Source organism: Bradyrhizobium sp. UFLA05-153 (assembly GCF_054185185.1).
Map to the genome: position 1 here is coordinate 1 of NZ_JBBIAM010000084.1, position 23,124 is coordinate 23,124.

Annotated in this window: 27 protein-coding genes and 1 tRNA gene; 18 read left to right on the forward strand and 10 right to left on the reverse strand. The window is 62.6% G+C overall.

Features of this window, described 5'->3' with window-relative positions:
* Positions 1 to 147: 147 nt before the first annotated feature.
* From Q2941_RS35265 to Q2941_RS35285, 5 genes are all read left to right on the forward strand, one after another.
* The gene (locus Q2941_RS35265) at positions 148 to 330 is read left to right on the forward strand and encodes a hypothetical protein (RefSeq protein ID WP_458195330.1); all 183 of its coding nucleotides are present in this window, start codon (positions 148 to 150) and stop codon (positions 328 to 330) included.
* 25 nt (positions 331 to 355) lie between these two features.
* A complete protein-coding gene (locus tag Q2941_RS35270; RefSeq protein WP_458195331.1) occupies positions 356 to 2,062 on the forward strand; it encodes an FAD-dependent oxidoreductase in 1,707 nt (568 codons plus the stop codon).
* Between the two features lie 257 nt (positions 2,063 to 2,319).
* Entirely contained in the window at positions 2,320 to 2,628 is a 309-nt protein-coding gene (locus Q2941_RS35275; RefSeq protein WP_254110112.1) for an EthD family reductase, read from the forward strand.
* 213 nt (positions 2,629 to 2,841) lie between these two features.
* On the forward strand, positions 2,842 to 3,351 hold the full coding sequence (locus Q2941_RS35280) for a hypothetical protein (RefSeq protein ID WP_458195332.1): 510 nt from the start codon (positions 2,842 to 2,844) through the stop codon (positions 3,349 to 3,351).
* Positions 3,352 to 3,479: 128 nt separating this feature from the next.
* Positions 3,480 to 4,304, forward strand: coding sequence for an alpha/beta fold hydrolase (locus Q2941_RS35285; protein ID WP_458195333.1), 825 nt, complete (start codon positions 3,480 to 3,482; stop codon positions 4,302 to 4,304).
* 58 nt (positions 4,305 to 4,362) lie between these two features.
* On the opposite strand, the gene Q2941_RS35290 is transcribed toward Q2941_RS35285, so the two are convergent.
* Positions 4,363 to 5,004 (reverse strand): TetR/AcrR family transcriptional regulator, encoded by a 642-nt coding sequence (locus Q2941_RS35290; RefSeq protein ID WP_458195334.1) that lies wholly within the window; start codon positions 5,002 to 5,004, stop codon positions 4,363 to 4,365.
* Positions 5,005 to 5,091: 87 nt separating this feature from the next.
* On the opposite strand from Q2941_RS35290, the gene Q2941_RS35295 reads away from it, so the two are divergent.
* The 8 genes from Q2941_RS35295 (at position 5,092) to Q2941_RS35330 (ending at position 10,514) form a co-directional block, all read left to right on the forward strand.
* Positions 5,092 to 6,030: an SDR family oxidoreductase gene (locus tag Q2941_RS35295; protein ID WP_458195335.1), complete on the forward strand. Its 939-nt coding sequence runs from the start codon at positions 5,092 to 5,094 to the stop codon at positions 6,028 to 6,030.
* A gap of 115 nt (positions 6,031 to 6,145) precedes the next feature.
* A complete protein-coding gene (locus tag Q2941_RS35300; protein WP_027520713.1) occupies positions 6,146 to 6,577 on the forward strand; it encodes a DUF2948 family protein in 432 nt (143 codons plus the stop codon).
* 117 nt (positions 6,578 to 6,694) lie between these two features.
* Entirely contained in the window at positions 6,695 to 7,990 is a 1,296-nt protein-coding gene (gene hisD / locus Q2941_RS35305; protein ID WP_027520712.1) for a histidinol dehydrogenase, read from the forward strand.
* Positions 7,987 to 8,478, forward strand: coding sequence for a UPF0262 family protein (locus tag Q2941_RS35310; RefSeq protein ID WP_027520711.1), 492 nt, complete (start codon positions 7,987 to 7,989; stop codon positions 8,476 to 8,478). The genes hisD and Q2941_RS35310 overlap by 4 nt, the downstream gene beginning before the upstream one ends.
* Positions 8,479 to 8,484: 6 nt before the next feature.
* Complete coding sequence (locus Q2941_RS35315) at positions 8,485 to 8,952, forward strand: arsenate-mycothiol transferase ArsC (RefSeq protein ID WP_458195336.1); 468 nt, start codon at positions 8,485 to 8,487, stop codon at positions 8,950 to 8,952.
* A gap of 290 nt (positions 8,953 to 9,242) precedes the next feature.
* The gene (locus Q2941_RS35320; RefSeq protein WP_027520709.1) at positions 9,243 to 9,872 is read left to right on the forward strand and encodes a Maf-like protein; all 630 of its coding nucleotides are present in this window, start codon (positions 9,243 to 9,245) and stop codon (positions 9,870 to 9,872) included.
* A gap of 208 nt (positions 9,873 to 10,080) precedes the next feature.
* A complete protein-coding gene (gene yacG, locus Q2941_RS35325; protein ID WP_458195337.1) occupies positions 10,081 to 10,263 on the forward strand; it encodes a DNA gyrase inhibitor YacG in 183 nt (60 codons plus the stop codon).
* A gap of 175 nt (positions 10,264 to 10,438) precedes the next feature.
* Positions 10,439 to 10,514, forward strand: a tRNA-Phe gene (locus Q2941_RS35330).
* Between the two features lie 280 nt (positions 10,515 to 10,794).
* Here the strand turns inward: Q2941_RS35330 and Q2941_RS35335 are convergent.
* A complete protein-coding gene (locus Q2941_RS35335; RefSeq protein WP_458195359.1) occupies positions 10,795 to 11,874 on the reverse strand; it encodes an ROK family transcriptional regulator in 1,080 nt (359 codons plus the stop codon).
* 48 nt (positions 11,875 to 11,922) lie between these two features.
* Positions 11,923 to 12,588, reverse strand: a complete 666-nt coding sequence (locus Q2941_RS35340; protein WP_458195338.1) for an SGNH/GDSL hydrolase family protein — start codon at positions 12,586 to 12,588, stop codon at positions 11,923 to 11,925.
* 323 nt (positions 12,589 to 12,911) lie between these two features.
* Between Q2941_RS35340 and Q2941_RS35345 the strand changes: the two genes are divergently transcribed.
* The 5 genes from Q2941_RS35345 (at position 12,912) to Q2941_RS35365 (ending at position 18,163) form a co-directional block, all read left to right on the forward strand.
* Positions 12,912 to 13,988, forward strand: a complete 1,077-nt coding sequence (locus tag Q2941_RS35345; RefSeq protein WP_254110175.1) for an ABC transporter substrate-binding protein — start codon at positions 12,912 to 12,914, stop codon at positions 13,986 to 13,988.
* A gap of 72 nt (positions 13,989 to 14,060) precedes the next feature.
* Positions 14,061 to 15,563, forward strand: coding sequence for a sugar ABC transporter ATP-binding protein (locus Q2941_RS35350; protein ID WP_458195339.1), 1,503 nt, complete (start codon positions 14,061 to 14,063; stop codon positions 15,561 to 15,563).
* Between the two features lie 79 nt (positions 15,564 to 15,642).
* The gene (locus Q2941_RS35355; RefSeq protein WP_458195340.1) at positions 15,643 to 16,521 is read left to right on the forward strand and encodes an ABC transporter permease; all 879 of its coding nucleotides are present in this window, start codon (positions 15,643 to 15,645) and stop codon (positions 16,519 to 16,521) included.
* 3 nt (positions 16,522 to 16,524) lie between these two features.
* Positions 16,525 to 17,472 carry an ABC transporter permease gene (locus Q2941_RS35360; RefSeq protein WP_458195341.1) on the forward strand — a complete coding sequence of 316 codons (948 nt, stop codon included), beginning with the start codon at positions 16,525 to 16,527 and terminating at the stop codon, positions 17,470 to 17,472.
* A gap of 7 nt (positions 17,473 to 17,479) precedes the next feature.
* Positions 17,480 to 18,163, forward strand: coding sequence for an SGNH/GDSL hydrolase family protein (locus Q2941_RS35365; protein ID WP_458195342.1), 684 nt, complete (start codon positions 17,480 to 17,482; stop codon positions 18,161 to 18,163).
* A 531-nt stretch (positions 18,164 to 18,694) separates the two neighbouring features.
* Here the strand turns inward: Q2941_RS35365 and Q2941_RS35370 are convergent.
* The 7 genes from Q2941_RS35370 to Q2941_RS35400 are packed head-to-tail and all read right to left on the reverse strand — an operon-like array spanning position 18,695 to position 22,788.
* Entirely contained in the window at positions 18,695 to 20,473 is a 1,779-nt protein-coding gene (locus Q2941_RS35370) for a complex I subunit 5 family protein (protein ID WP_458195343.1), read from the reverse strand.
* Positions 20,473 to 20,814 carry a sodium:proton antiporter gene (locus Q2941_RS35375; protein ID WP_027520697.1) on the reverse strand — a complete coding sequence of 114 codons (342 nt, stop codon included), beginning with the start codon at positions 20,812 to 20,814 and terminating at the stop codon, positions 20,473 to 20,475. The genes Q2941_RS35370 and Q2941_RS35375 overlap by 1 nt, the downstream gene beginning before the upstream one ends.
* Positions 20,811 to 21,617 carry an MnhB domain-containing protein gene (locus tag Q2941_RS35380; RefSeq protein ID WP_458195344.1) on the reverse strand — a complete coding sequence of 269 codons (807 nt, stop codon included), beginning with the start codon at positions 21,615 to 21,617 and terminating at the stop codon, positions 20,811 to 20,813. Before Q2941_RS35380 ends, Q2941_RS35375 begins: the two co-directional genes overlap by 4 nt.
* Positions 21,587 to 21,751 (reverse strand): hypothetical protein, encoded by a 165-nt coding sequence (locus Q2941_RS35385; RefSeq protein ID WP_458195345.1) that lies wholly within the window; start codon positions 21,749 to 21,751, stop codon positions 21,587 to 21,589. The genes Q2941_RS35380 and Q2941_RS35385 overlap by 31 nt, the downstream gene beginning before the upstream one ends.
* Positions 21,748 to 22,041 carry a monovalent cation/H(+) antiporter subunit G gene (locus Q2941_RS35390; protein WP_027520695.1) on the reverse strand — a complete coding sequence of 98 codons (294 nt, stop codon included), beginning with the start codon at positions 22,039 to 22,041 and terminating at the stop codon, positions 21,748 to 21,750. The genes Q2941_RS35385 and Q2941_RS35390 overlap by 4 nt, the downstream gene beginning before the upstream one ends.
* A complete protein-coding gene (locus Q2941_RS35395) occupies positions 22,038 to 22,328 on the reverse strand; it encodes an MrpF/PhaF family protein (protein ID WP_027520694.1) in 291 nt (96 codons plus the stop codon). Before Q2941_RS35395 ends, Q2941_RS35390 begins: the two co-directional genes overlap by 4 nt.
* Positions 22,321 to 22,788 carry a Na+/H+ antiporter subunit E gene (locus Q2941_RS35400; protein ID WP_027520693.1) on the reverse strand — a complete coding sequence of 156 codons (468 nt, stop codon included), beginning with the start codon at positions 22,786 to 22,788 and terminating at the stop codon, positions 22,321 to 22,323. The genes Q2941_RS35395 and Q2941_RS35400 overlap by 8 nt, the downstream gene beginning before the upstream one ends.
* Between the last annotated feature and the right edge of the window lie 336 nt (positions 22,789 to 23,124).

Consider the following 23,124-nt stretch of genomic DNA (forward strand, 5'->3'; position numbering starts at 1 on the left):
ACACTGGAAACCATCGCGCCATTGAGCGATGATCCCATCGTCGGCCTGCCCGCCGTGGCAAGCTGATGCCTTCCGACGCGCCGGAGTCTCGGCGGTGACCCGCCGTCAGTTACACCACGCCACGGGACGCGATCTGGTGAGCCCGTAATGACCGAAGGCAACGACAAGACGCGAGCGGGAGATACCCGGCAGGATCGACTGAAATCGGCGCTGCGCGAGAACCTGAAGCGCCGCAAGGCGCAGGCGCGCGAGCGCGCCGGGACGGCCGGTCCCTCACAGGACGACGCACCAAACACCGATGAGGAGATCGCCGGTAAGCCCGGCGGCTAGATTTTTGGAATGAGTGAGAGCGGTGATGGCGCAGGATGGACCGGAACGAACCGATGGGGACGCGCTGATCTCACGCTTCTCCCGCCCCGAGCAGACTTTTCCGACGCTGACGCCGGCCGAGATCGAGCGCCTGCGCCAATTCGGTGAGATCAGGCATTACAAGAGCGGCGAGCTGCTGTTCGAGACCGGCAAGCGCGGGCCGGGCATGTTCGTGGTGCTGTCGGGCCATGTCGCCATCACCCAGCGCGACGGGCTTGGTCACGTCACGCCGGTGATCGATCAAGGGCCCGGCCAGTTTCTGGCGGAGCTCGGCCAGCTCTCCGGGCGGCCCGCGCTGGTCGATGGCCATGCCGACGGCGATGTCGAGACGCTTCTGATCCCGCCGGATCGGCTGCGCGCTCTGCTGGTTGCCGAAGCCGATCTCGGCGAGCGCATCATGCGCGCGCTGATCCTGCGCCGGGTCAGCCTGATCCAGGGCGGCGTCGGCGGCCCCGTTCTGATTGGCCCGTCGCATTCGGCCGGTGTGGTGCGCCTGCAGGGCTTTCTCACCCGCAACGGGCAGCCGCATCACCTGCTCGACCCTGATGGCGAGCACGATGCGGCCGAGCTGATCGCGCGCTATTCGCCCAAGCCCGAGGACTGGCCGCTGGTCGTCACCGCCGACGGCGCCGTGCTGCGCAATCCGACCGAGATCGAGCTTGGACGCGCCATCGGCATGATCGGTGGTCCACGCGGTGAAAAGATCTATGACGTCGCGATCGTCGGCTGCGGACCGGCCGGGCTTGCGACCGCGGTCTATGCGGCCTCCGAAGGCCTCTCGGTCGCCGTACTCGACACGCGTGCCTTCGGCGGCCAGGCCGGAGCGAGCGCGCGCATCGAGAACTATCTCGGCTTTCCGACCGGCATTTCCGGCCAGGCACTCGCGGGCCGCGCCTTCACGCAGGCGCAGAAGTTCGGCGCCGATATCATGATCCCGATGTCGGCGAAGTCGCTGGATTGCTCGCGCAGTGCCGGCACCTTTTCGCTGGCGCTCGACTGTGGCGACACCTTACGCTCGCGTGCAGTGGTGGTCGCGAGCGGCGCGCGTTATCGCCGGCCGGAAATCGAGAATTTGGAGAAGTTCGAGGGCCGTGGCGTCTGGTATTGGGCCTCGCCGGTCGAAGCGCGGCTCTGTTCGGGTGAGGAGGTGGCCCTCGTCGGCGCCGGCAATTCAGCGGGGCAGGCCGCCGTGTTCCTGTCGGGCCACGCGAAGAAGGTGCTGATGATCATCCGTGGCGGTGGCTTAGGGGCCAGCATGTCGCGCTATCTCATCGAGCGTATCGAGGCGACACCGAACATCGAGCTCCTGTTCAACACCGAGATCGTCGCGCTCGAGGGCGACGAGGCCGCGCTGCTCCGCCGTATCCGCTGGAGGAGCCGGCTGTCGACCGACGAGGATGCCGCCGATGTCCGCAACCTCTTCCTGTTCGTCGGTGCCGATCCGGCGACCAGCTGGCTCGATGGCTGCGGCGTGACGCTCGATCGCGGCGGCTTCGTCGTCACCGGCGCGCAGTCCGAGCAGAACCAGGGTCGGCTGGTCGCGCCGCTCGAAACCTCGGTGCCCGGCGTCTATGCCGTCGGCGATGTGCGCTCCGGCTCGGTCAAGCGCGTCGGCGGAGCCATCGGAGAAGGCGCGCAGGTCGTGGCCTCGCTGCACGGTTTCCTTGGCGATGCCGCGAAACCGGCGCTTTAATCAAGCATAGGACAAAGCAGGGCCAAGCGAACCGGACTTTGGCGAATCCGACCTGGGCGAATGTAAGTTGGGCGAATGTGACTTGCCATCCCGCCGGCAACTGCGGACTATCCCCTCATCCTGAGGAGCCGCGGAACGCGGCGTCTCGAAGGATGAAGGCCGCAATGCAACTGCGGGGCCTGCATGGTCCGAGACGTGTGCTTCGCACGCTCCTCACCATGAGGATCGAAAAACGACAAGGTTCAAGGGAGGACTAAATGGCTGAAGTCGTCGTGCTCTACAAGACACCCAAGGATGCTGCTGCCTTCGACAAGTACTACGCCGAAACGCATATCCCGCTTGCCAAGAAGATTCCCGGCCTGAAGAAATACGCGATCAGCACCGGACCCGTCGGAACGCCTGCCGGACCTTCCGGGGTACATCTCGTCGCCATTTTGACATTCGACAGCGTTGCCGACATCCAGGCGGGCTTTGCCAGCCCTGAAGGCAGGGCGGCTGGAGGCGACGTCCCGAAATTTGCCAGCGGCGGCGCCGACCTGCTCATCTTCGATACCAAAGTCGTATGACGCGAGGTCTGTGACCTGCCGACCGGCGCTTCTCGATTGATTTGCTGCCGCATTGACGGCCGTCACGTGTGACAGACGTGCAAAATCGAGCCATGCGTTCGTCGTACCGAACGGCGAACGCATGGCTCAACGCCTGCGTGTGGCAACATCGCATGGTGCAGTTCGATGAGGGTCGTAATACCATCCGCGTCTTCGCAAACGGGGAGAGTTGCCATGGTTCTTGGGCTAAGCCTGCCTGCCTTCACGATGCTCCATGTCATCATCAGCCTGATCGCGATCGCTTCCGGCATCGTCGTGATGTTCGGACTGCTCGGTTCGAAGCGAATGCCGGGCCTCACCGCGATCTTCCTGCTGTTCACGATTCTGACCAGCGCCACCGGCTTCCTGTTTCCCTTCAAGGAGCTGTTGCCGTCGCATATGGTCGGCATCCTCTCGCTGGTTCTGCTCGCGATCGCCTGCATCGCGCTTTACGGCGTAAAACTCTCCGGCGCATGGCGGCCGATCTACATCGTCACGGCGATGACCTCGCTCTATCTCAACGTCTTCGTGCTGATCATCCAGTCGTTCCTCAAGGTGCCCGCTTTGGCGGTATTGGCGCCGGCCGTGCCGCCGGCTCCGCCATCGGGACCGGTGTTCGCGGTGGTGCAGGGCATCGTGCTGGTGTTCTTCGTGCTCGTGGTCATCGGCGCCTGGCGCCGCTTCAGGCCGATGGCATTCGCCTGACACTCACCACTTGCTCGTCATTCCGGGGCGACGCGTCAGCGTCGAACCCGGAATCTCGCGCAACAGTCTCCAGTTTCCGGGTTCACGCTTCGCCTGCCCCGGAATGACTCAAGAACAGGGAGCAAATCATGCCCACCATCACCACAAAAGACGGCGTCGAGATCTTCTACAAGGACTGGGGCAAGGGCCAACCGATCGTGTTCAGCCATGGCTGGCCGCTGTCGTCTGACGACTGGGACGCCCAGATGCTGTTCTTCCTCAATCATGGCTACCGCGTCATCGCCCATGACCGCCGTGGTCACGGCCGCTCCAGCCAGGTCGCTGACGGCCACGACATGGATCACTATTCCGATGATCTTGCTGCGCTCACCGCGCATCTCGATCTGAAGAACGCGCTTCACGTCGGCCATTCCACCGGCGGCGGCGAGGTCGTGCACTACATCGCCCGTCACGGCGAAAGCAGGGTCGCGAAAGCCGCGATCATCGCGGCGGTGCCGCCCTTGATGGTGCAGACGCCGGCCAATCCCGGCGGCCTGCCGAAGAAAGTGTTCGACGATTTCCAGGCGCAGGTTGTGGCTAGCCGCTCGCAATTCTATCGCGACATCGCGGCAGGTCCGTTCTATGGCTACAACCGTCCCGGCGCAAAGCCGTCAGAAGCGGTGATCCAGAACTGGTGGCGCCAGGGCATGATGGGCGGCGCGAAAGCGCATCACGACGGCATCGTCGCCTTCTCGCAGACCGATTTCACCGAGGATCTGAAGACAATCAACGTGCCCGTGCTCGTCATGCACGGCGACGACGACCAGATCGTCCCCTACGCCGACTCCGGACCGCTCTCGGCCAAGCTTCTGAAGCACGGCACGCTGAAGACCTACAAAGGCTTCCCGCATGGCATGCCGACCACGGAAGCGGAGACAATCAACGCGGACCTGTTGGCGTTTTTCAAGGAGTGAGACTGGCGCTGAACTCTTCCCTTCTCCCGTCGCCAAGGGGAGAAGGAAGAAGAACACCTCACTTCAAAATCCCCCTGATCGCGTCGAACATGCGCTTGACGAAGGCTTCCGGCTTTTCGCGCGCATCTTCGGTAACCCAGACTTCGCCGCCGACGCGCATCGCGCCGGTTGCGATCATCGCGACGAGGCGTGCCCGGAGCTTTTCGGACTTCCTGTTCGTGCGCCGGGCGAGCCCTTGGGCAAGCGCGCGTTCGAGCCGCTCATATTTGAGGTGGTCGCGCGCTTGCAGGATCGGATTGTCGCGCTTGAGCCGCGCCATGGCGAGCGCCTCGCTTGGATCGAACCGTTTCGTCGCCGCCGCGATGGCATTTTCTGCGGCTGTCAGCATGGATTCGCTTGCAGGGCGTGCTGCGACCTCCTCGGTGAGCGATGCGGCGATATCCTCCTGCCAGGCGTAGACGACGTCCTCCTTGCTCGCGAAATAGTGAAAGAAGCTGCGGCGTGACACCTCGGCGGCTGCGGCGATATCGTCGATCGTCGTCGCCTCGAAGCCGCGCTGGAGGAACAGCGCCATCGCCGCGCGGGTCAGCCGCTCCTGCGTCGCCTCGCGCTTGCGCTGCCGAAGGCCGGTCGCAGGCTTGGATTTTTCCCTCGGCGACAAGGGCTTGGCCCGGCTTCTGGCCGTCTTCGCGGCGGTCAAATTCCCACCTCTTGCAAAGTTGCACTAAGTGCACATTTAGAACCGTCGCGGGGCGCTTCAATGAGAACCAACGTGCTGGAGACTGGCATGCCCGACTGGACCACGGCCGATATTCCCTCGCTCGACGGCAAGACCGCTATCGTCACCGGCGCAAACGGCGGGCTCGGCTATGAGACCGCGCTGGCGCTCGCCGGTGCCGGCGCTACCGTCATACTCGCCGGCCGCAGCGAGGCAAAGGGCCAACGCGCCCTCGAGCTGATCTGCAACCGCTTTCCGAACGCGCTGGTCGCCTATGAGGAGCTCGATCTCGCAAGGCTCGGCTCGGTCGCCGAGTTTGCCGGACGGTTTGCCGCCAGCCACGACCGGCTGGATATCCTGGTGAACAATGCCGGCGTGATGGCGCTGCCGAAACGCCGCGAGACCGCCGACGCCTTCGAGATGCAGCTCGGCACCAACTATCTCGGCCACTACGCGTTGACGGCGCATTTGTTGCCGCAGCTTCGCCGTGCGCAGGGCGCGCGCGTGGTCCAGCTCGCAAGCCTTGCGCATCGTTCCGGTCGAATCGACTTCGACGATCTCCAGAGCAAGCGTTCCTATCGGCCCTGGCGCGCCTACTGTCAGTCCAAGCTAGCGATGCTGATGTTTGCGCTCGAATTGCAGCGCCGCAGCAATGCTGCCGGCTGGGGACTGAAAAGCGTTGCTGCGCATCCCGGCTTCGCACGCACCGAGCTGATCGCCAATGGTCCGGGCACCGGTACCCTGTCGTGGCGGATCGGCCGGTTGATCCAGCCCTATATCAGCCAGTCCGCGGCCGAGGGTGCGCTGCCGACGCTGTTCGCCGCAAGCTCGCCCGCTGCGCAAGCAGGCGGCTATTATGGCCCGAACGGCTTCTACGAATTGAAGGGCGCGCCCGCACCGGCGAAGATCATGCCGCAGGCAATGGATCTCGCCTCAGCGGCCATGCTGTGGGATGCTTCGGCGACGCTGACCGGCATATCCTTCGACGAGTTTGCGGCCGCCGCCTGACCGGGGAGGTGATAGCGATAGCCTACGGACCACCGGCCGGATAGCTTCTACAGAAACCGCCGCGGTCCGGCTGCGTTGAGGCGCGGCCCGCGACGTCCATGAGAGGTGCAGGCCGATGCCGCCCCAGCTCAAACTGATTGCACTCGATGCCGACGACCTCGCCGTCATCTCCACCCATGTGCAGGACGCGCGGGTGCAGACCTCCGACATCATCTGGCGGCAGGGCGAGAAGCGGCTGGTGGTCGGCATGAACCGGCTGGACTGGGAGCAGACGCTGGACGGCGAGACCGAGCCGCGCCGGCTGGTCTCCGCGCTCCGCTTCGACCGCGTGCTCGCCTGCAAGTCGCGCAATATCGACCTCGCCGCGCCCGAGCGGGTTTTGGACCTCGTCGGCATCGAGTTTCACGACCAAAACGCCCCCGGTGGCAGCGCGCTGCTCCTGTTCGCCCATGGCGGCGCAATCCGGCTCGACGTCGAATGCCTGGAATGCGAGCTGACCGACCTGGGCGCGGATGAGCTCGGGACGGGGGAGGGCGGGGAGGACTAGGGGGTCAAACCGGAACGACATCTCCCAAGGGTTGACGGCGGTGGCCCGCCGCGCCATTGAGCAGGGGACCTGGTGAGCCCGATCCACCCCAAAGACCAGCCAAAAGACCGCCGCAACATGCCCATTCGCCTCGACCGCAGCAGCGCCGATTTCGACCAGCGATTTGCGGCCTTCCTCGCCGCCAAGCGCGAGGTCTCGGCCGACGTCGAGGCCGCAGCGCGCGCCATCGTCGACGATGTGGCCAGGCGCGGCGACGCCGCGCTGATCGAGGCGACGCGCAAGTTCGACCGGCTGGAGCTCGATGCGCCCTCCTTGCGTGTCTCCGCCGCCGAGATCGAGGCCGCGACAAAAGCCTGCGATGCCGCGACGCTGGATGCGCTCAAGCTCGCCCGCGACCGCATCGAGACCTATCACGCGCGTCAACTGCCGAAGGATGAGCGCTTCACCGATCCGCTCGGCGTCGAGCTTGGCTGGCGCTACACGGCAATCGAATCGGCCGGCCTCTACGTGCCCGGCGGTACCGCGGCCTATCCGTCCTCGGTGCTGATGAATGCGGTGCCGGCCAAGGTCGCCGGCGTTGCGCGCCTCGTGATGGTGGTGCCGTCGCCCGACGGTAAGCTCAATCCGCTGGTGCTGGCGGCCGCCCATCTCGGCGGCGTCAGCGAGATCTACCGCGTCGGCGGCGCGCAGGCCGTTGCCGCGCTCGCCCATGGCACTGCGACGATCGCGCCGGTCGCCAAGATCGTCGGCCCCGGCAACGCCTATGTTGCCGCGGCAAAGCGGCTGGTGTTCGGCAAGGTCGGCATCGACATGATCGCCGGTCCCTCCGAGGTGCTGGTGATCGCCGACGACACCGGCAATGCCGACTGGATCGCCGCCGATCTTTTGGCTCAGGCCGAGCATGATACGAGCGCGCAGTCGATTCTGATCACCGACAGCGCGCGGCTCGCCGCCGATGTCGAAAAGGCGGTCGACGCGCAGTTGAAGACGCTGCCGCGCGCCGCGATCGCCGGCGCCTCCTGGGCCGATTTCGGCGCCATCATCATGGTGCAGAACCTCGATGACGCGATCCCGCTCGCGGACGCGATCGCCGCCGAGCATCTCGAGATCATGACGACGGATCCGGACGCGCTCGCAGGCCGGATCCGCAATGCCGGCGCGGTGTTCCTCGGCGCGCACACGCCCGAGGCGATCGGCGACTATGTCGGCGGCTCCAATCACGTGCTGCCGACCGCGCGTTCGGCGCGCTTCTCCTCGGGACTTTCGGTGCACGACTTCATGAAGCGCACCTCGATTTTGAAATGCGGCCCCGATCAGCTCCGTGCACTCGGGCCCGCCGCGATGACACTCGGCAAAGCGGAAGGGCTGGACGCCCATGCGCGTTCGGTGGGATTGCGCCTCAATCTGTCATGAACAAGCCCGCAGACGACACGCAGAACCGAATCGTCGGCGTCACGCTCGACGAGGAATCGATCGGGCGCTCCGGGCCTGACATCGAGCATGAGCGCGCGATCGCGATCTACGATCTGATCGAGCAGAACCTGTTCGCGCCGGAAGGCGCCGACGGGCAGGGTCCGTTCACGCTGCATATCGGCATCACCGGCAACCGCTTGATGTTCGACATCCGCCGCGAGGACGGCGCGCCCGTGGTCGCGCATCTTTTGTCGCTGACACCGTTCCGGCGGATCGTGAAGGACTATTTCATGATCTGCGACAGCTACTACCAGGCGATCCGGACTGCGACGCCTGACAAGATCGAGGCCATCGACATGGGCCGCCGCGGCATCCATGACGAGGGATCGCGCACGCTCCAGGAGCGGCTGAAGGGCAAGGTGCGGGTCGATTTCGAGACCTCGCGCCGGCTGTTCACGCTCATTACTGTTCTTCATTGGAAAGGCTAAACGCGGATGGCTGCGCCCCCACGCGCACGCGATCCGCAATCGGTGCTGTTTGCCTGCGCGCTCAACAGCGTGCGCTCGCCGATGGCCGAGAGCCTGTTGCATCACATGTTTCCGCACGGGCTCTACGTGAAGTCCGCCGGCGCCAGGAAGGGCGAGCTCGATCCCTTTGCGGTCGCCGTGATGGCCGAACTCGGACAGGACATCTCCACCCACAAGCCGCAGACCTTTGAGGAGCTGGAGGACTGGGAGGGGCTCAATTTCGACCTCATCATCACGCTGTCGCCCGAGGCCCATCACAAGGCGCTGGAGCTGACGCGGACGCTCGCCGCCGACGTCGAGTACTGGCCGACGCACGATCCGACCGGCACCGAAGGCAGCCGCGAGCAGAAGCTCGCCGCCTACCGCGAAGTCTGCGACCAGCTCCTGCTGCGCATCCGCAAGCGCTTCGCGAAGGCGGGGGCCGCGAGCGGGTAGCTCTCGTGCCCCGGACGCAGCGCAGCGCGTCTTGCGCGATGCGCTGCAGAGCCGGGGCCCATCTCACCGCGAGCGCAAACCCCTGGGTCCCGGCTCTGCGTCGCGTCATTTCATGCCGCGCCGCGTCCGGGACACGAAACCATCGTAACACCGGCGTCACAGACCGCAGGCACATGCATCTGAAGTCACCTCGAATCGCTCGATTTCCGGTTCCCGGGTTGTGAAACCGGCCCCCTTCCGATAGGTTCCGCGCGCAATTCACCCCCTGCTTCGTCCCCCAAAAACACCTGATGCTCGGCCGCCCCAAATTCGTTCTTGCCTCCGGTTCGCCACGGCGCCTGTCGCTGCTCAATCAGGCTGGCATCGAGCCCGATGCCTTGCGGCCGGCCGATGTCGATGAGACGCCGAAGCGGGGCGAGCTGCCGCGCGCCTGCGCCAATCGTCTCGCCCGGGCAAAAGCCGATGCGGCGCTGAAATCAGTGCAGCTCGACGATGAGCTGCGCGGCGCCTTCATCCTCTCTGCCGACACCGTGGTCGCGGTCGGCCGCCGCATCCTGCCCAAGGCCAACCTGGTTGATGAGGCCGCGCAGTGCCTGCGGCTCTTGTCGGGCCGCAACCACCGCGTCTATACCGCGATCACCCTGGTCACGCCGCGCGAGGCCTTCCGCCAGCGTCTGGTCGAGACCCGCGTCCGTTTCAAGCGCCTCTCCGAGGACGACATCCAGGCCTACATCGGCTCCGGCGAATGGCGCGGCAAGGCCGGCGGCTACGCCGTGCAAGGCATCGCCGGCTCCTTCGTGGTCAAGATGGTCGGCTCCTACAGCAACGTCGTCGGCCTGCCGCTTTACGAGACCACCACGCTGCTCGGCGGCGAGGGCTTCCCCATCCGCTTCGGCTGGCTCAACGCCGTCGGCGTCTGAAGCGCCCTCCCACCAAAATCTCGAAAACAACCCCATGCGAAGTAGGAGGGCCGCCAGTCGGCCCTTGCCGCGACGCCCGAATTGGGCGTCTCGCCACATCGGCGGTGCGCTCCCTCCTTGGGGAGGGGCTAGCCGCAAGCCCCGCTGCCGTCTCGGAACCCCACCGCTCCGCAGCTTCTTATCCCCGGACTTCGTGTAGGCTCACCCCATGGACGACCAAGTCAAAAAGCCGCTTCCCCCGCTCAAGACCTGCCCGATCTGCGGCAAGCCGCAGTTCCAGGCCACCCGCCCGTTCTGCTCCTCGCGCTGCCGCGACGTCGACCTCAACCGCTGGCTCAAGGGCTCCTATGTCATCCCCGGCCGCGACGACGAAACCGACGACGTCGAATAGTTGTTTATTATCAATGCGTTAATTGAGAATGGCAGCCCCGCCGCACGCCCGCGCCGATCTTGTACACAGCCGGGCCGGGCTCGGCGAAGCCATCAGGCGAAGCCGGGTGGACAGGCAGCCCTCAGCCCACTATAAACCGCCCGCTCGATGGGCCTTGGCCCCTCTCTTGGAGCACGCCCAGGTAGCTCAGTTGGTAGAGCATGCGACTGAAAATCGCAGTGTCGGTGGTTCGATTCCGCCCCTGGGCACCATGACTTTTCCACGCTGGAGCACGATCTTGTACGATTGCTTTCGTTACGGGTTCGATGCAGCCGCTCGGCACAGGGCAGAATGCCGCGGATAACCTCGGGTTTGCGCTTCAGATCGCCGAAGAGAATTGCCAACAAGACATTGCATTTTTCCGTCGCCGTCGCTTTCTACCGCGACGGCTTGCCGTTCTGAAACGTTCGTCCCGCGTTTCCGCAAGTACGGGTGATGCGCCCCTCCGCGAATTTGACGGGTGCAGCAATTCGGGTTTCGGTGCCGGCCTGTCTACTGCACCATAAACCGCGAGTGATACGGCAGGTTGGCTGCGCCCACCGCCTTGGGCGCGATGGAGTTGGCGCCATAGAGGAACTGCACCTCAGGTACTTCCTCATGAAGCTCGGAGCATAGGGTCTGCCCTAGTTTCGGTGGTGCGTAGCTCGATATGACCACGGACTTGAAACTGACAAAGCTCAGGAGGGAACGAATTGATCCGACGAGCTGGCGGCAGCACATGCGACGCCATTCGGCGTAGTATTCGGCAGCAGCCCTCGGCATGGTTTCGGATCCGACGTCTTCCAGCACCAGCCCAAGCCGCTTGAATTCCTCTCGCAAGCGCAGCAGCCCGACGTCATGACTCATGCCGAACCTGCCGCTGTGGATTTGATAGTTCAGAACGAGACGACTGTGCAGGTGTGAGCCCAGATAGAAGAAGAGGAAATCGGGCAAAGAGCGCGCCACTCCGAACAGGCTTTCCCCGCCTGCAGCCGCTGTTATGTCATCCTGGATGTAAACGGACAGATTGAGCGCGCTCTCAATGCTGGCCTGGAGATCGATTAGATCGCTGCCTAAAAGATCTCTCACACGATGCGAGCCTGTCTCGTTGGGGGCCGCCAGTCCGATACCAGCAATCCGGGTTCGGCTCGAGGGTGGAAGCGCCGCTAGAGTTTCCTGGATTTTCGCGGCGAGCGCGCCGGATCCATGCAACGTGGAGTATGGATGCGCGGCGTGGTGCTGCACGTCGCCGACAAAGTCGATGACGGCAATATCGGCGGCGTTCTCGCCGAAGCTTACGCCGATCGAGAAGGCTCCTTTGGGATTGAGCGACAGGGGAATTGCCGGCGGCCCGACCCGACCTCGCTGCGCCTCACCCTTCGAGACCAGACCTTCCTGCTCCAATGAACGCACGATGACAGATACTGTTTGCGCGGAAAGGCCGGTTTTTTCGCCGATTTCGAGGCGCGAAATTCCGGCGCTCTGCAAGAGCAATGAGAGCACAAGGCGTTCATTGTAGCTTCTCACGCTTGGCGCATTCAGGCCGCTCGCCCGGTCTGCGATCCGCAGCGGGTTCGGTGGCGCAAATCGCATGTCAGGCAAGGAACTGCTCCTCTCGGAAGACCTCAAGCAGAGGTTCGCTCAACGCTGATGCTCAGCAACGGACCACCCGATCGCTTCGATCTCTTGTGCCAGCGCGATACCCAGCGCTCGATGTGCATCGGCGTTCAGATGAAATCCGTCTGCTTCGTCGCATTGGCAAACCGCTCCGGCGTTGAAGAAATGTACGCCAAGGGAATCCGCCATGATTTCGAATTCCAGAGCGAGTTGCCGTGACTTCTCCGGTCCGCCGGCAAAGATCGATTTCCATTCCTTGATGTCGTCCAGCATTGGAGGAGGGGCCACGATCATGATTTCCGGTACACTTCCCCCTGGGCCAGGCGCCAGCTCCCGTATGTCGTAGATCAGGCATCCCATTCCCATCGCGACCTCGGAAGCGGGCTTGTTGAAGCGCACCTTGAGGTCATTTGTGCCCAGCATGATGATCACGAGATCCAGAACCGTGTGGCTCTGGATGCACGGGCGCAGATAGGTGCGGCCGTTCTTGTGCGCTCCCTCAATCGGATCGTCGTGGACGGTCGTTCTCCCGCTCAGCCCCTCTTCGATCACGTACCATTTCGATCCAAGCTCGGCCTGAAGCACGCCCGGCCATCGGGTCGGACGATCGTAGCGTTCGAGAGGTCCGCGGCCAGGAATTTGGCCGTGAGTATTGGAATCGCCGAAACATAGAACCGAACGCACCGGCATGGTTCTGAATCTCCGTGCTTTTTCGGCTCGTACATTGTCTCCGCAGTCGAGAGTGTGCAACAAATCAATTGCTCATTCAATCTGAATAACTATTGACAGGTGCTGTGTCGCCGTGCACTCGTAAGCTCGCGGCGGACTGAAAAGCCCGTCAGCATTGGGAGTAGAACGCCAAGAGGCAGCTCTTCGTCGCGAGGAGCCGATCCATCAACTCGAATGGATCTGACAACGTCCGCCCTGCGATGTCGCGGGAGGGCGCGCGCCGACCTGCGCTCTGCTTCCCGCCAGTGAAAAGAATTGCGCATCGCACGCGGAGAGAGGGATTCATGCACCAAGGACTAAAATTACTCGGAGTTGGGCTAGTCGCTGCGACGTTGGCTGCCTGGACGGAAGCTCGCGCGCAGGAAGTCAAGCTGATGGACGGCGTCACGCCACGGCCCGGCGATGAACGCACGACGGCTGCGGACAAGTTCAAGAAGAGCGCTCCGTGGAAGATCGGGATGAGCCATTTTGGCGTGAACGCCAACACCTGGACGGTCCAGATGGCGCATGACGCGGAAGCGGCTGCGAAGCTCGACAAGAGAGTCGGTCAATTCATCCTGCTCGATGCCAACATCAGCCAGGCCAAGCAGGTCGCCGACATCGAAGATCTTATCGCGCAGAAGGTCGATGCGATCATCGTGACGCCGCTGACGCCGACCTCTGCCGACGCCGGCATCGAAAAGGCAGTCGCGGCGGGCATTCCCGTCATCGTCCATACCGGTCTGACCGAGACCGACAAATACACCGTCGACATCCAGGGCGGAGGCGTCCACTTCGGAAAGGTGATGGGAGATTTCCTTGTCAAGCAGCTTGGCGGCAAGGGAAATATTTGGGTCTTGCGTGGACTTCCGGCGCACCCCGAGGACATCAACCGCTACAAGGGCCTCTTGGAAGCGATCAAAGGTACAGACGTCAAGATCATCGCGGAAGATGCCGGCAAGTGGCAATATGATGTCGGCAAGCAGGTCTGCGAGACCCTCTATCTGAACAACCCGAAGGTCGATGGTATCTGGTCATCGGGTGCCGATATGACCCGCGCCTGCGTCGATGTGTTCCAGCAATATGGTGCCAAGATCCCGCCGATTACTGGCGAAGGCAACAATGGCTTCTTCGCCCGGTGGATCGAACTCGGCTTCCCCTCCATCTCGCCGGAGTACGGTCCGGAGCAGGGGGCAGCCGGCGTGCGCGCCGCGGTCGCTCTGCTCGAGGGCAAGCAACTCCACAAGCGGTACATCTATGAGCCCGAAGGCTGGGACCTGGAGAAAGCCAAGAAGTACTATCGCAAGGATCTCAGCGCCAATGCCTGGTTTCCGACCAGCCTGACCGAGCAGGACCTGCAGAAGTACTACGGCAAGCACTGATCTTTGCTGGTGCCGGCGCTCTTTTTAAGCGCCGGCACCACCGTCCCCCTATGCAAGCTTTGGATCGAAGCGATGACCGTACAGCCGCTTGTCCAGATGACATCAATCTCGAAGACGTTCGGGGGCATTGCCGCGCTCGAAAACGTCGATTTTCAACTGCTTCCCGGATCAGTCCATGCGCTCATGGGCGAGAACGGGGCCGGCAAATCGACCCTCATGAAGATCTTGGCAGGCGTCATTCAGCCAGACGGCGGCATGATTCGGAAGAACGGACAAATCGTCCGCTTCGTCTCACCTCGTGAGGCGCTCGATGCCGGAGTATCGACGGTGTTCCAGGAACATTCGCTACTTCCTAATCTGTCGATCGCCGAGAACATGTACCTCGGCAAAGAGCCGGTTACAAAGTTCGGCGTAACCGACACGGCTTGGATGGAGAGGAAGGCGAAAGAGATTTTATCCGAGCTTGGCCTGAAGCTCGATCCAGCAACCCTCGTTGGAAACCTTTCGATCGCGGAGAGGCAATTTGTAGAAATCGCCCGCGGCATATCAGCACGCGCCGACGTCGTTATTCTCGATGAACCAACGGCTGCGCTCAATGCCGCTGATGTCGAGGTTCTCAACGCTCAGATTCTGGCCCTCACGAAGCAGCAGAAGGCGGTCGTCTACATCTCTCACCGCATGGAAGAAATTTTCAAGATTTGCGACACCATCACCGTGTTGAAGGATGGTCGCAACGTAGATTGCGTGCCGGTTTCAGCGATCCGCCCCAAGCAGTTGATCGCCATGATGGTCGGCCGGGAGCTGAGCGAGTTGTTTCCGCCCAGGTCGAACCGAACCGAGGGCGAAGTCGTTCTCTTGATTGAGGGTCTTCGGCTGACTCCGGACGCTACGCCGTCGTCGATCATGCTCCGGCGCGGCGAGATCGTGGCGCTCGCAGGCCTCGAGGGCCAGGGGCAGCGGGAGCTTGTAAGGTCGCTCGTCGGACAATACACGCCCCACGGCGGCAAGGTTGCCGTTAGAGGACGGGAGTTCGCCTTCCCGCTCTCAGGAGAGCTCGGCATTCGCGAGATGCAGGCGCTGGGCCTCGGCTTTGTGCCCGAGGACAGGAAGCTCGAAGGCTTGTTTCTCGACCTTTCTCTTGCCCACAATCTCACCATTGGACTGCACAGCCGGCATTTCGAACTAAAACCGGCATCGGCTCATCGCGAGGTGATCGCGAACTCCATGAAAAGCCTTTCGATAAAGGCCTCTAGACCGTCGCTGCCGGTGAACGCTCTGTCTGGCGGAAATCAGCAAAAGGTTCTTCTTGGACGATATCTCGCATTGGGGGCCGACATACTGATCATTGAAGAGCCGACCCGAGGCGTCGACGTGGGCGCAAAGGCAGAGATCTACAAGCTCCTTCGCGACTACGCGAACGCCGGCGGTTCGGTCGTCGTCCTTTCGAGAGAAACTCTGGAGCTGATCGGTCTTTGCGATCGGCTGTATGTCATCCACGACAAGCATGTCGTTACCGAGATGCCCGCCGAATCGGCTACCGAGCACGCCATTCTCGAAGCGGCCCTACATAGTTGAGGTGAAAACAACCGAGATGAGCCAGCTTGGTCGCTTATTTGTTGGAGCAAACTCACGGCACGGGTTGTGGACGGTTCCGTTGCTCGTCGCCCTGGCCTGTTCCTTGGCCTTGGCATTTTCGACCAATGAGTTCGTGAGTTCGCAAAACATTCTCAATCTAGTTGCTCAGGCGGCGCCGCTCATCCTCGTGAGCATCGGGCAGATGATCGTGATCCTTGTGAGAGGTCTTGATCTGTCGGTCGGCTCCGTCGTCAGCCTCACGACCGGAATCCTGTCGCTCAACGCTCCCGTCTATGTTGCGGTGCCGGGGGTCATGCTCGCGGCCGTCGTGATTGGGCTCCTAAACGGGATTACGGTAACCACTTTTAGAGTGCATCCGATCATCGCAACGTTGTCCATGATGGGCATCGTGCAGGGCATAACGATGTTTGTCCGGCCCTCTGCTGGCGGCTCCGTCCCATCTGAGATCCTCTTTCTCGTGAGCGGCAAGCTATTTGGCATCTACATGCCTGTCATATGGGTCATCGCCGCAATATTGGTGGCTTGGAAGGTCGTGCACGGCTCCCGCTTCGGCTTGCACCTCTTTGCGATCGGCGGAGGTGAAACAGCGGCTACCTTTGGCATCGCAGAGCGGCGCAACGTCCTCGCAGCCTACGTCCTGAGTTCCTGTTTCGCTGCTGCGGCCGGCATCTTCTTGGCGGGCCGCATCGTCTCGGGTGACCCAAACATCGGGACGCAATATGCGGTTGATTCGATCACCGCCGTTGCGCTTGGCGGCACCCAACTCGCCGGAGGAGTCGGCAGCCTCCACGGCACTGTCATCGGCTGCGCGCTTCTCGCAGTTATCGCAAATGGCATGAATCTTCTCAATGTCTCGGCCTTCATCCAGACCATCGTGAAGGGGCTGATACTACTCGCAGTCATATCGCTTCAGCCGCGCAAGACGATTGGACTGTAAGTCATGAAGCGACTTGACGACCTGTCTCGCGCCGCGTTGCGAATACCGCCTTCCTACATCGTTCTCCTGGTGCTCCTTGTCACCTTGTGGATGATGCGGCCCAACCTGATGAACGTCGCGATCCTGGGTACATTCGCGCGACAGGTCGTGCCGCTCGGTATCGTCGTTCTCGGTCAACTGCTCGTAATCTCCTCGCGCTCCATCGACCTGTCCGCTGGTGGAGTTATTCTGTTCGTCAACTACCTGATTTCTTCTGGCCTCCTTTACGAATGGCCGATTCTTTTCGTTGTTCTTCTGTGCCTAAGTGTCGGGCTTTCGGTCGGTCTTTTGAACGGGCTTCTTGTCGGCAAGCGCCGAGCATCCGCCGTCATCGTGACGCTTGCGGTGAATATCATTCTGATCGGGTTGGTTGAATATCTCGCGAATGGGAAGCCGCCGGGAGATGTCCCGGACCAGTTCCGCCAACTCTATAATTTGCGGTTCGGGACACTCCCGGCCCCAGTCATCTTTTGGTTCGTGCTTGCCGGCGTGATGAGCGGCTTTCTCGGAAGAACCGTGTTCGGCAGATTCGTGTGGTCGATCGGCAGCAATCCAATCTCCGCACATTTTTCGGGCGTGCCGGTCGAACGCACCGTCGTGCTTGCGCACACGATCTCGGGACTCATGTCTGCCGTGGCCGCACTGGTCCAAACATCCTCGATAGCGGTCGGAAGCGTGCGGTTCGGACCTGAACTCGTCATGAATTCGATTGCGGCAACTATTCTAGGCGGCGTGGTCTTCGGCCGACCCCCCCAAGTCTGGGGTCCATTTGTCGGCGTCCTCTGCTTCGCCCTTCTGTTCGTAGTCATGACGACTATGGGGGTGCAGGAGCCAGGCAAGCTCATCGCCCAAGGGCTGATCATTCTTCTCGCCGCGATCTTCTACGGCGTTCGCTCTAAATCAAACTCGTGAGGGACCGATGACGAAACGTATCCTGTGCTTTGGAGATTCACTTACCTGGGGCTGGGTTGCCGTCCCGGAGGGCTCGCCGACGACGCGGTTTCCCTATGCGGAGCGGTGGACGGGAGCCATGGCAGCAAAGCTCGGGCCCGACTACGAGGTCATCGAGGAGGGGTTGAGTGCACGCACGACGTCGCTCGATGATCTAGCGGATCCACGACTGAACGGGTCCGCCTACCTTCCATCCGCCCTTGCAAGTCATCTTCCGCTGGATCTCGTCATCATCATGCTCGGGACCAACGATACGAAGAGCTATTTCCGCCGCACGCCTTACGAGATCGCGGTCGGTATGTCCAAGTTGGCGGGACAAGTGCTCACTTCTGGCGGCGGAGTAGGAACAGTGTATCCCGCGCCCAAAGTGCTCATCGTTTCGCCGCCGCCACTCGCCGATTTGCCGGACCCGTGGTTTCAGGGAATGTTTGAGGGCGGGCGCGAGAAGACCATCGAACTCGCCAGCCAGTACAGATCGCTCGCTGCTTTCCTTAAGGTCGATTTCTTCGACGCGGGAAGCGTGATTTCGACCGATGGAGTTGATGGAATTCATTTCACGGCCAAGAACAACGCCGATTTGGGGGCAGCGATTGCCGGAAAGGTAGCGAATATCTTTGCCGCCACTACGAAGCGCGAGACGGTGCTAACCTAATCCGTACTCCCGAAATAAAAGATGGTGCCTTGCCCGATGGGATCGGTTGCTATCAGCCGTCTGTGCGAATTGCGCCGCGGCCTCGCCGCGTGCGCTCCAGGGGCGGCATGGGACGCTCCTCCCGTACCGGTCATGGACTCCCATGACCGGACCCCGCACTTCGCAAGCGCGGGCTTTGTTTGCGCTGACGCTTTGGGCGCGGCTGCGTCGGCGGCATAAGTCAATTTCCCGATATCTGGGCGTGGTGCTGTCGAATTGGCAGCTCGCCTGTCGCTTTCCCGATAAGTGGAATGAGGCCTTCTGGACCGTTGTACCCGCCATCGGCGTCACGGGGTTAATGGCCTCAATAGTGCTGCTGCTTGGACGATAAGGAGAACCGCCGTCCAGGCGCGATGCGGCGCAAGCGCTTGCAGATATTATATAGGTATTTCAATCATATATGAGTTCTCAGTTTTGTTCTGAATGGCGCACCATCCTCAGCCCGCTGCGCAGGTCGGGCGTGGCGAGCCATCTGATCGGATGCCGGTTCGTTCAGGTAGCCACGCACATCAGCGCGCCAAGCAGCAGTGCCAGCAAAAGAAGGCACATGCTTGCCGCAGGCCATTGGGAAAGAACCTCATCTGTCCTTTCGACGAGGTAGCCGAGGGCGAGGCTGCCGCGTCGGACGCGGGTGGCCCCTGTCATGATTGCCTTCCCGGAGGTCGAAGACGCCAGCGGATGCGGCCAAGGGCTGAGCAGGATCGCAATAACCACGCCGCCCAGCACGGGTAAGAGCAATTTGGAAAGTATCCCAGGTCCGAAGAGGGAGGATGTCATGTCGGACGGAATTGGCAGATACAGTCCCAACGGCACGAGGCCAAGCAATAGCGAGCAGAGTGACAGGACGAGTGGCGCCGCGTCCCGAATGCGCGATGTAGGGCCGGCCAGGGCGATCGGCTTGTCTGAAGCCGCAAGCGCATGAGCCAGGACGAGCACGACATAGGCGGCCGTGAACATCCCTCCGGCCTGGAGCACAATCTCCCACCACCACTGCCCATTCTCGTTCGCCGACCGGAGCAGCAGATCCTTCGCAAGGTACGCGCCACTGAGGGGAACGCCCATCAACGCGATTCCGCCGAGCGCAAAGGCCAGGACGTTCAGGGGCGAGGCCCGTGCAACACCGCCCAGCCCCGTGATGCGATCGTGGCCAAGCATCGCATAGATCGACCCCACGGCCATGAACATTGCGGCCTTCGCGGTAGCGTGAGAAACGGCCTGGAGTAGGCCGCCCGCCAAGGCGTCACCACTCGCGAGACGGCCCGAGGCATCGTACGCCAACGGAAACATCAGGAAGAGATAGCCGATCTGGGCCAGGGTGGAATAAGCAATCAGGAGCTTGAGACGCTCCTGGCGCAGGGCCACCATGCTTCCGACCACGATCGCCGCCGCGCCGAGCGCACCGAGCAATTGCGTTGCCGCAAAGCCGGGCAGGCCGGGCAGGACGTTGAACCAGAGCCGCACGACAATGAAGAAAGATCCCTTCACGACTAGGCCGGACAGAATCGCACTGGCCGCAGCCGGTGCTCCTGCGTGGGCGGGCGGCAGCCACAGGTGCAACGGGAAGAGCGCGGACTTCGCCAGAAGGCCCGTTGTCATCAATGCGGCCGCAACAAGTGCGGCGGGCTCCGCGCCAACGCGACGCGACAGCAACACGATGTCGAGCGTGCCGTGGAGACCATAGAGCAGTGCCGTGCCCACCAGATAGAAGACCGAGCCGAGCAAGGCGAACAGCAGATATCGCAGCGCCGATCGCAACGTCTCCGCGCGGCCGTCGAGCGAGACCATTGGAACTGCGGCGAATGTCAGCAATTCCAGGGCAACGTAGAGGGTGAACAGATCCCCACCCAGGAAGATCGTGTTCAGCGCCCCCCAGACCGCCAATAGCAATATCCAGAAGGCGAACGGCGCGCGGGTCTCGGCCGCAGGGACGGAGAAATCAGCCGCGGCGTAGATGGCGACCGCGCAGATCACGATTGCAGTCGTTGCCAGCATGACGGCCGACGGCCCGTCGGCACGGAGTGCTACTCCCAGCGGTGGTGGCCAGCCGCCGAGCAGGTAAACCAGTGGGCCTTCATTCTGCGGCAGCGCCAGGAGAATCGCTCCGGCAATCGCTACCCCGAAAGGAATGATCGTGTGTGCGACCAGCCTGACGTACCGGCCGCCCAGAACGAAGGCCAGTAAGACACCTGCGATCGGCACGACAATCGACAAGACCAGCAGGAAGCCGCTCGTGGTCGTTGCTGCATCCGGCGCCGGGGCGGGGGGCAGCATCAGTCACCAGACGGATTTGAGCCAGTGCCCGATGGAGCGGCATTGCTCAATGTTGTGGAGCCGGTCGTCTGAAACAGCCGCAACACGAGTGCGATTGCCAGTGCCGTTGCGGAAAATGCGACGACGACACCGGTAATCACCAGGGCCTGCGGCACCGGGTCATTGCCCATGCCCGCCGCCGCGCCCCGCCGTCCGATGACGCCGAACAGGAGGAACACCCCGCTGCCCAGCAAATTGAAGGCGATGATCTTGCGAAGGGGCTGCGGATTGGTGATCAGGCCGTAGAGGCCAAGTCCGACCGCCGCAGCGGCACACAATCCAAACACAGTCACGCCGCTCATTGCCCCGTTCTCCGTTCCGGTGCGCCTGCAAGCAGAAGGCCGAGGGTTGCCGCAATCGTGAGGATCATGGCGACCTCGATAGCGAGGATCAGCGGCTTGGCTTGGGCTGGCGGATAAGAGAGGAACGCGGAGCCAAACAGAAGTCCTGCAATGCCGACGACAAGAAACAGGCCGGGCCCGGCAACGAGGATGAGCCGTAGCCGTCGACTGCTCACGGGTGGCGTGTCCGCCAACCCGGCCATGATTGCCAGCAGCCACATCGCCGCGAGAATCGCGCCGCCCTGAAAGGCTCCGCCGGGGTGGTTGGCTCCAGTCCAAAGGACATAGATCCCGACGACGATGCCGATCGGCGGCAACAAGCGTGCAAGAAAGACGAGAACGCCATGCGGATCGGCTTGATGGCGGGGCCCTGGGTGGCCACCCCAGGCACTGTCAGGCGCGAGCGACCAAACGCCGATGATGGCGAGTAAGAGCACGACTTTCTCGAGCATGGTATCCATGGCGCGGAACGCCATGAGCACGTTGGTGACGGGGTTCGCAAGGCTTGTCGCCCAGGCATTTGAAACGGCCGCGGGCGCAAGCGTTGGCGCAGGATCGGGCAGCACCAGTACCGCGCCGGCCAGCGTCGCGGCGGTCAGCGCCGAGAGTATTGCCGCGCACACGCGCACCGCTTTACCCGCCGCATCCGTTACCGCCGGCTCGGAATCCCGCAGTTGGGCAGCCGCGCCCAGCAACAATACGCCGCCCAGCCCTCCGCCGATTGCCGCCTCGGTCAGCGCAACGTCGATAGCGTCGAGGCGCACCCCAGTGCAACCAGCAGTCCGTAAGCAACGAAGCCGACCGTCGCCGAATAGGTCTCGCGCACGACGATCGTCCAGATGCCGAGGCCCAGCACGACGGCCGCAAGCACGATTTCGAAGATCGTCGCGATGCTCATCTGGCCGATTCGCCTTGGCGCGCTGCGCGCGCGATCAGTTGCGAAACAGTCGCACCCGCGAGCAGTCCGAGCAGCCAGATGCTGACCAGCTTGAACCCGTCGCGGAGGCTTGCTGCTTGCGGGAGCAATCCCAGCACGACGAGACCGAGGCCAAGATTGTCTGCCTTCGTGAGTGCGTGCAGGCGTGTCAGCGTATCGGGAAAGCGAAGAAGACCGACTGTGCCAGCCAGAAAGAAGAACGCGCCCGCCGACACCGCCACAATCGTAATAATGTCGCCTAGCAAGCTCATTTGGGCTCCGTTGGTGCGGTACCATCGGCATCGAGGCTGGAAAGTCCTTTCTTGACAAAGGCGATAGACGCGAACGTGGCGAGAAGCGCCAAAGTCAACGCCACGTCGATTGCCGCCGGCAGGCTCGCTACCGTGCCGAGCAGCAGCAGTGTTGCGATACCGCCGGTTCCGATCAACTGCATCGCCATCATACGGTCGGCGTCTCCCGGACCACGCAGGATCGACACCAGCCCCAGCGCCAGCATCGCGAGAATGAAGCCGACTGCGGCTGTCAGGAACTCAGTCATTGTAGAGCGCGCGAACCAAGGCCGCTTCCTCTGCGGCAAGCTCAGCAACCACCGGCTGCTCGACATCGAGACAGTGATAGACGAGCTGACCGTTCTCCTCTCCGGTCGGCACCGTGCCGGGCAGCAGGCTGGTGAGCGTTGTGAATACGTTGCGACGAATCCCGGATGAAAGACGGGTCGGATAAGCCACGAACCCAGGGCGCAGGGGCAACCGCGGATCGAGCGCGCGCCTTGCGACATCCGTTCCGGCCACGACCGAGTGGTATAGAAAGAGCAACACCAGTTGACCGATGGCACGAACAGAGCGCCGTGCGGTGCTGGGCTCTAGCAAGCGCAAGCTCGTCCAGGTCGCTGCGGCGATGGCGGCTGCTGCGGCAGGAATGTCGGCGGGATCCGCTCCAGCCAGCACGAGCCAGAGGCATAAGAACCAGGCCGCTCGCGAAGCCGCCTTTAACGCCATGCCTTTACAGCTCCAGCTCTGGAGGCGCCTTGGGAACCGTTGCATCAATGCCTATGCGCTACGGTTGCGACCGCAGATATCGGGTGATTGCCTGATTGAAATCTCGGGAATTCCCTAGGACGTGAGGGCTCGACTCCGTCGGGTGCCTGCCCGAAACTGACCACGGTTGCATCCATTGCCCTCGGTAGATTTACCGATGTGCGCGGCCGCTTCCTCGCACGAGAATGCCCGGAAACTACCGAGACGACACCCGGAAGCGGCAGGGCCTCCGGTATAGCTGGCCTGCCCGGCAACGATTCTAGAACGCAAAGGGCACACCATGGCTACGTGCGGCGC

Coding starts and splice junctions, on each gene's coding strand:
- Q2941_RS35310 (WP_027520711.1), top strand. CDS start 7,987: ATGAACAAGCCCGCAGACGACACGCAGAACCGAATCGTCGGCGTCACG.
- Q2941_RS35350 (WP_458195339.1), top strand. CDS start 14,061: ATGACCGTACAGCCGCTTGTCCAGATGACATCAATCTCGAAGACGTTC.
- Q2941_RS35375 (WP_027520697.1), bottom strand. CDS start 20,814: ATGAGCGGCGTGACTGTGTTTGGATTGTGTGCCGCTGCGGCGGTCGGA.
- Q2941_RS35345 (WP_254110175.1), top strand. CDS start 12,912: ATGCACCAAGGACTAAAATTACTCGGAGTTGGGCTAGTCGCTGCGACG.
- Q2941_RS35340 (WP_458195338.1), bottom strand. CDS start 12,588: ATGCCGGTGCGTTCGGTTCTATGTTTCGGCGATTCCAATACTCACGGC.
- Q2941_RS35365 (WP_458195342.1), top strand. CDS start 17,480: ATGACGAAACGTATCCTGTGCTTTGGAGATTCACTTACCTGGGGCTGG.
- Q2941_RS35270 (WP_458195331.1), top strand. CDS start 356: ATGGCGCAGGATGGACCGGAACGAACCGATGGGGACGCGCTGATCTCA.
- Q2941_RS35285 (WP_458195333.1), top strand. CDS start 3,480: ATGCCCACCATCACCACAAAAGACGGCGTCGAGATCTTCTACAAGGAC.
- yacG (WP_458195337.1), top strand. CDS start 10,081: ATGGACGACCAAGTCAAAAAGCCGCTTCCCCCGCTCAAGACCTGCCCG.
- Q2941_RS35370 (WP_458195343.1), bottom strand. CDS start 20,473: ATGCTGCCCCCCGCCCCGGCGCCGGATGCAGCAACGACCACGAGCGGC.
- hisD (WP_027520712.1), top strand. CDS start 6,695: ATGCCCATTCGCCTCGACCGCAGCAGCGCCGATTTCGACCAGCGATTT.
- Q2941_RS35280 (WP_458195332.1), top strand. CDS start 2,842: ATGGTTCTTGGGCTAAGCCTGCCTGCCTTCACGATGCTCCATGTCATC.
- Q2941_RS35320 (WP_027520709.1), top strand. CDS start 9,243: ATGCTCGGCCGCCCCAAATTCGTTCTTGCCTCCGGTTCGCCACGGCGC.
- Q2941_RS35295 (WP_458195335.1), top strand. CDS start 5,092: ATGCCCGACTGGACCACGGCCGATATTCCCTCGCTCGACGGCAAGACC.
- Q2941_RS35335 (WP_458195359.1), bottom strand. CDS start 11,874: ATGCGATTTGCGCCACCGAACCCGCTGCGGATCGCAGACCGGGCGAGC.
- Q2941_RS35400 (WP_027520693.1), bottom strand. CDS start 22,788: ATGGCGTTAAAGGCGGCTTCGCGAGCGGCCTGGTTCTTATGCCTCTGG.
- Q2941_RS35395 (WP_027520694.1), bottom strand. CDS start 22,328: ATGACTGAGTTCCTGACAGCCGCAGTCGGCTTCATTCTCGCGATGCTG.
- Q2941_RS35275 (WP_254110112.1), top strand. CDS start 2,320: ATGGCTGAAGTCGTCGTGCTCTACAAGACACCCAAGGATGCTGCTGCC.
- Q2941_RS35265 (WP_458195330.1), top strand. CDS start 148: ATGACCGAAGGCAACGACAAGACGCGAGCGGGAGATACCCGGCAGGAT.
- Q2941_RS35300 (WP_027520713.1), top strand. CDS start 6,146: ATGCCGCCCCAGCTCAAACTGATTGCACTCGATGCCGACGACCTCGCC.
- Q2941_RS35360 (WP_458195341.1), top strand. CDS start 16,525: ATGAAGCGACTTGACGACCTGTCTCGCGCCGCGTTGCGAATACCGCCT.
- Q2941_RS35315 (WP_458195336.1), top strand. CDS start 8,485: ATGGCTGCGCCCCCACGCGCACGCGATCCGCAATCGGTGCTGTTTGCC.
- Q2941_RS35385 (WP_458195345.1), bottom strand. CDS start 21,751: ATGAGCATCGCGACGATCTTCGAAATCGTGCTTGCGGCCGTCGTGCTG.
- Q2941_RS35390 (WP_027520695.1), bottom strand. CDS start 22,041: ATGAGCTTGCTAGGCGACATTATTACGATTGTGGCGGTGTCGGCGGGC.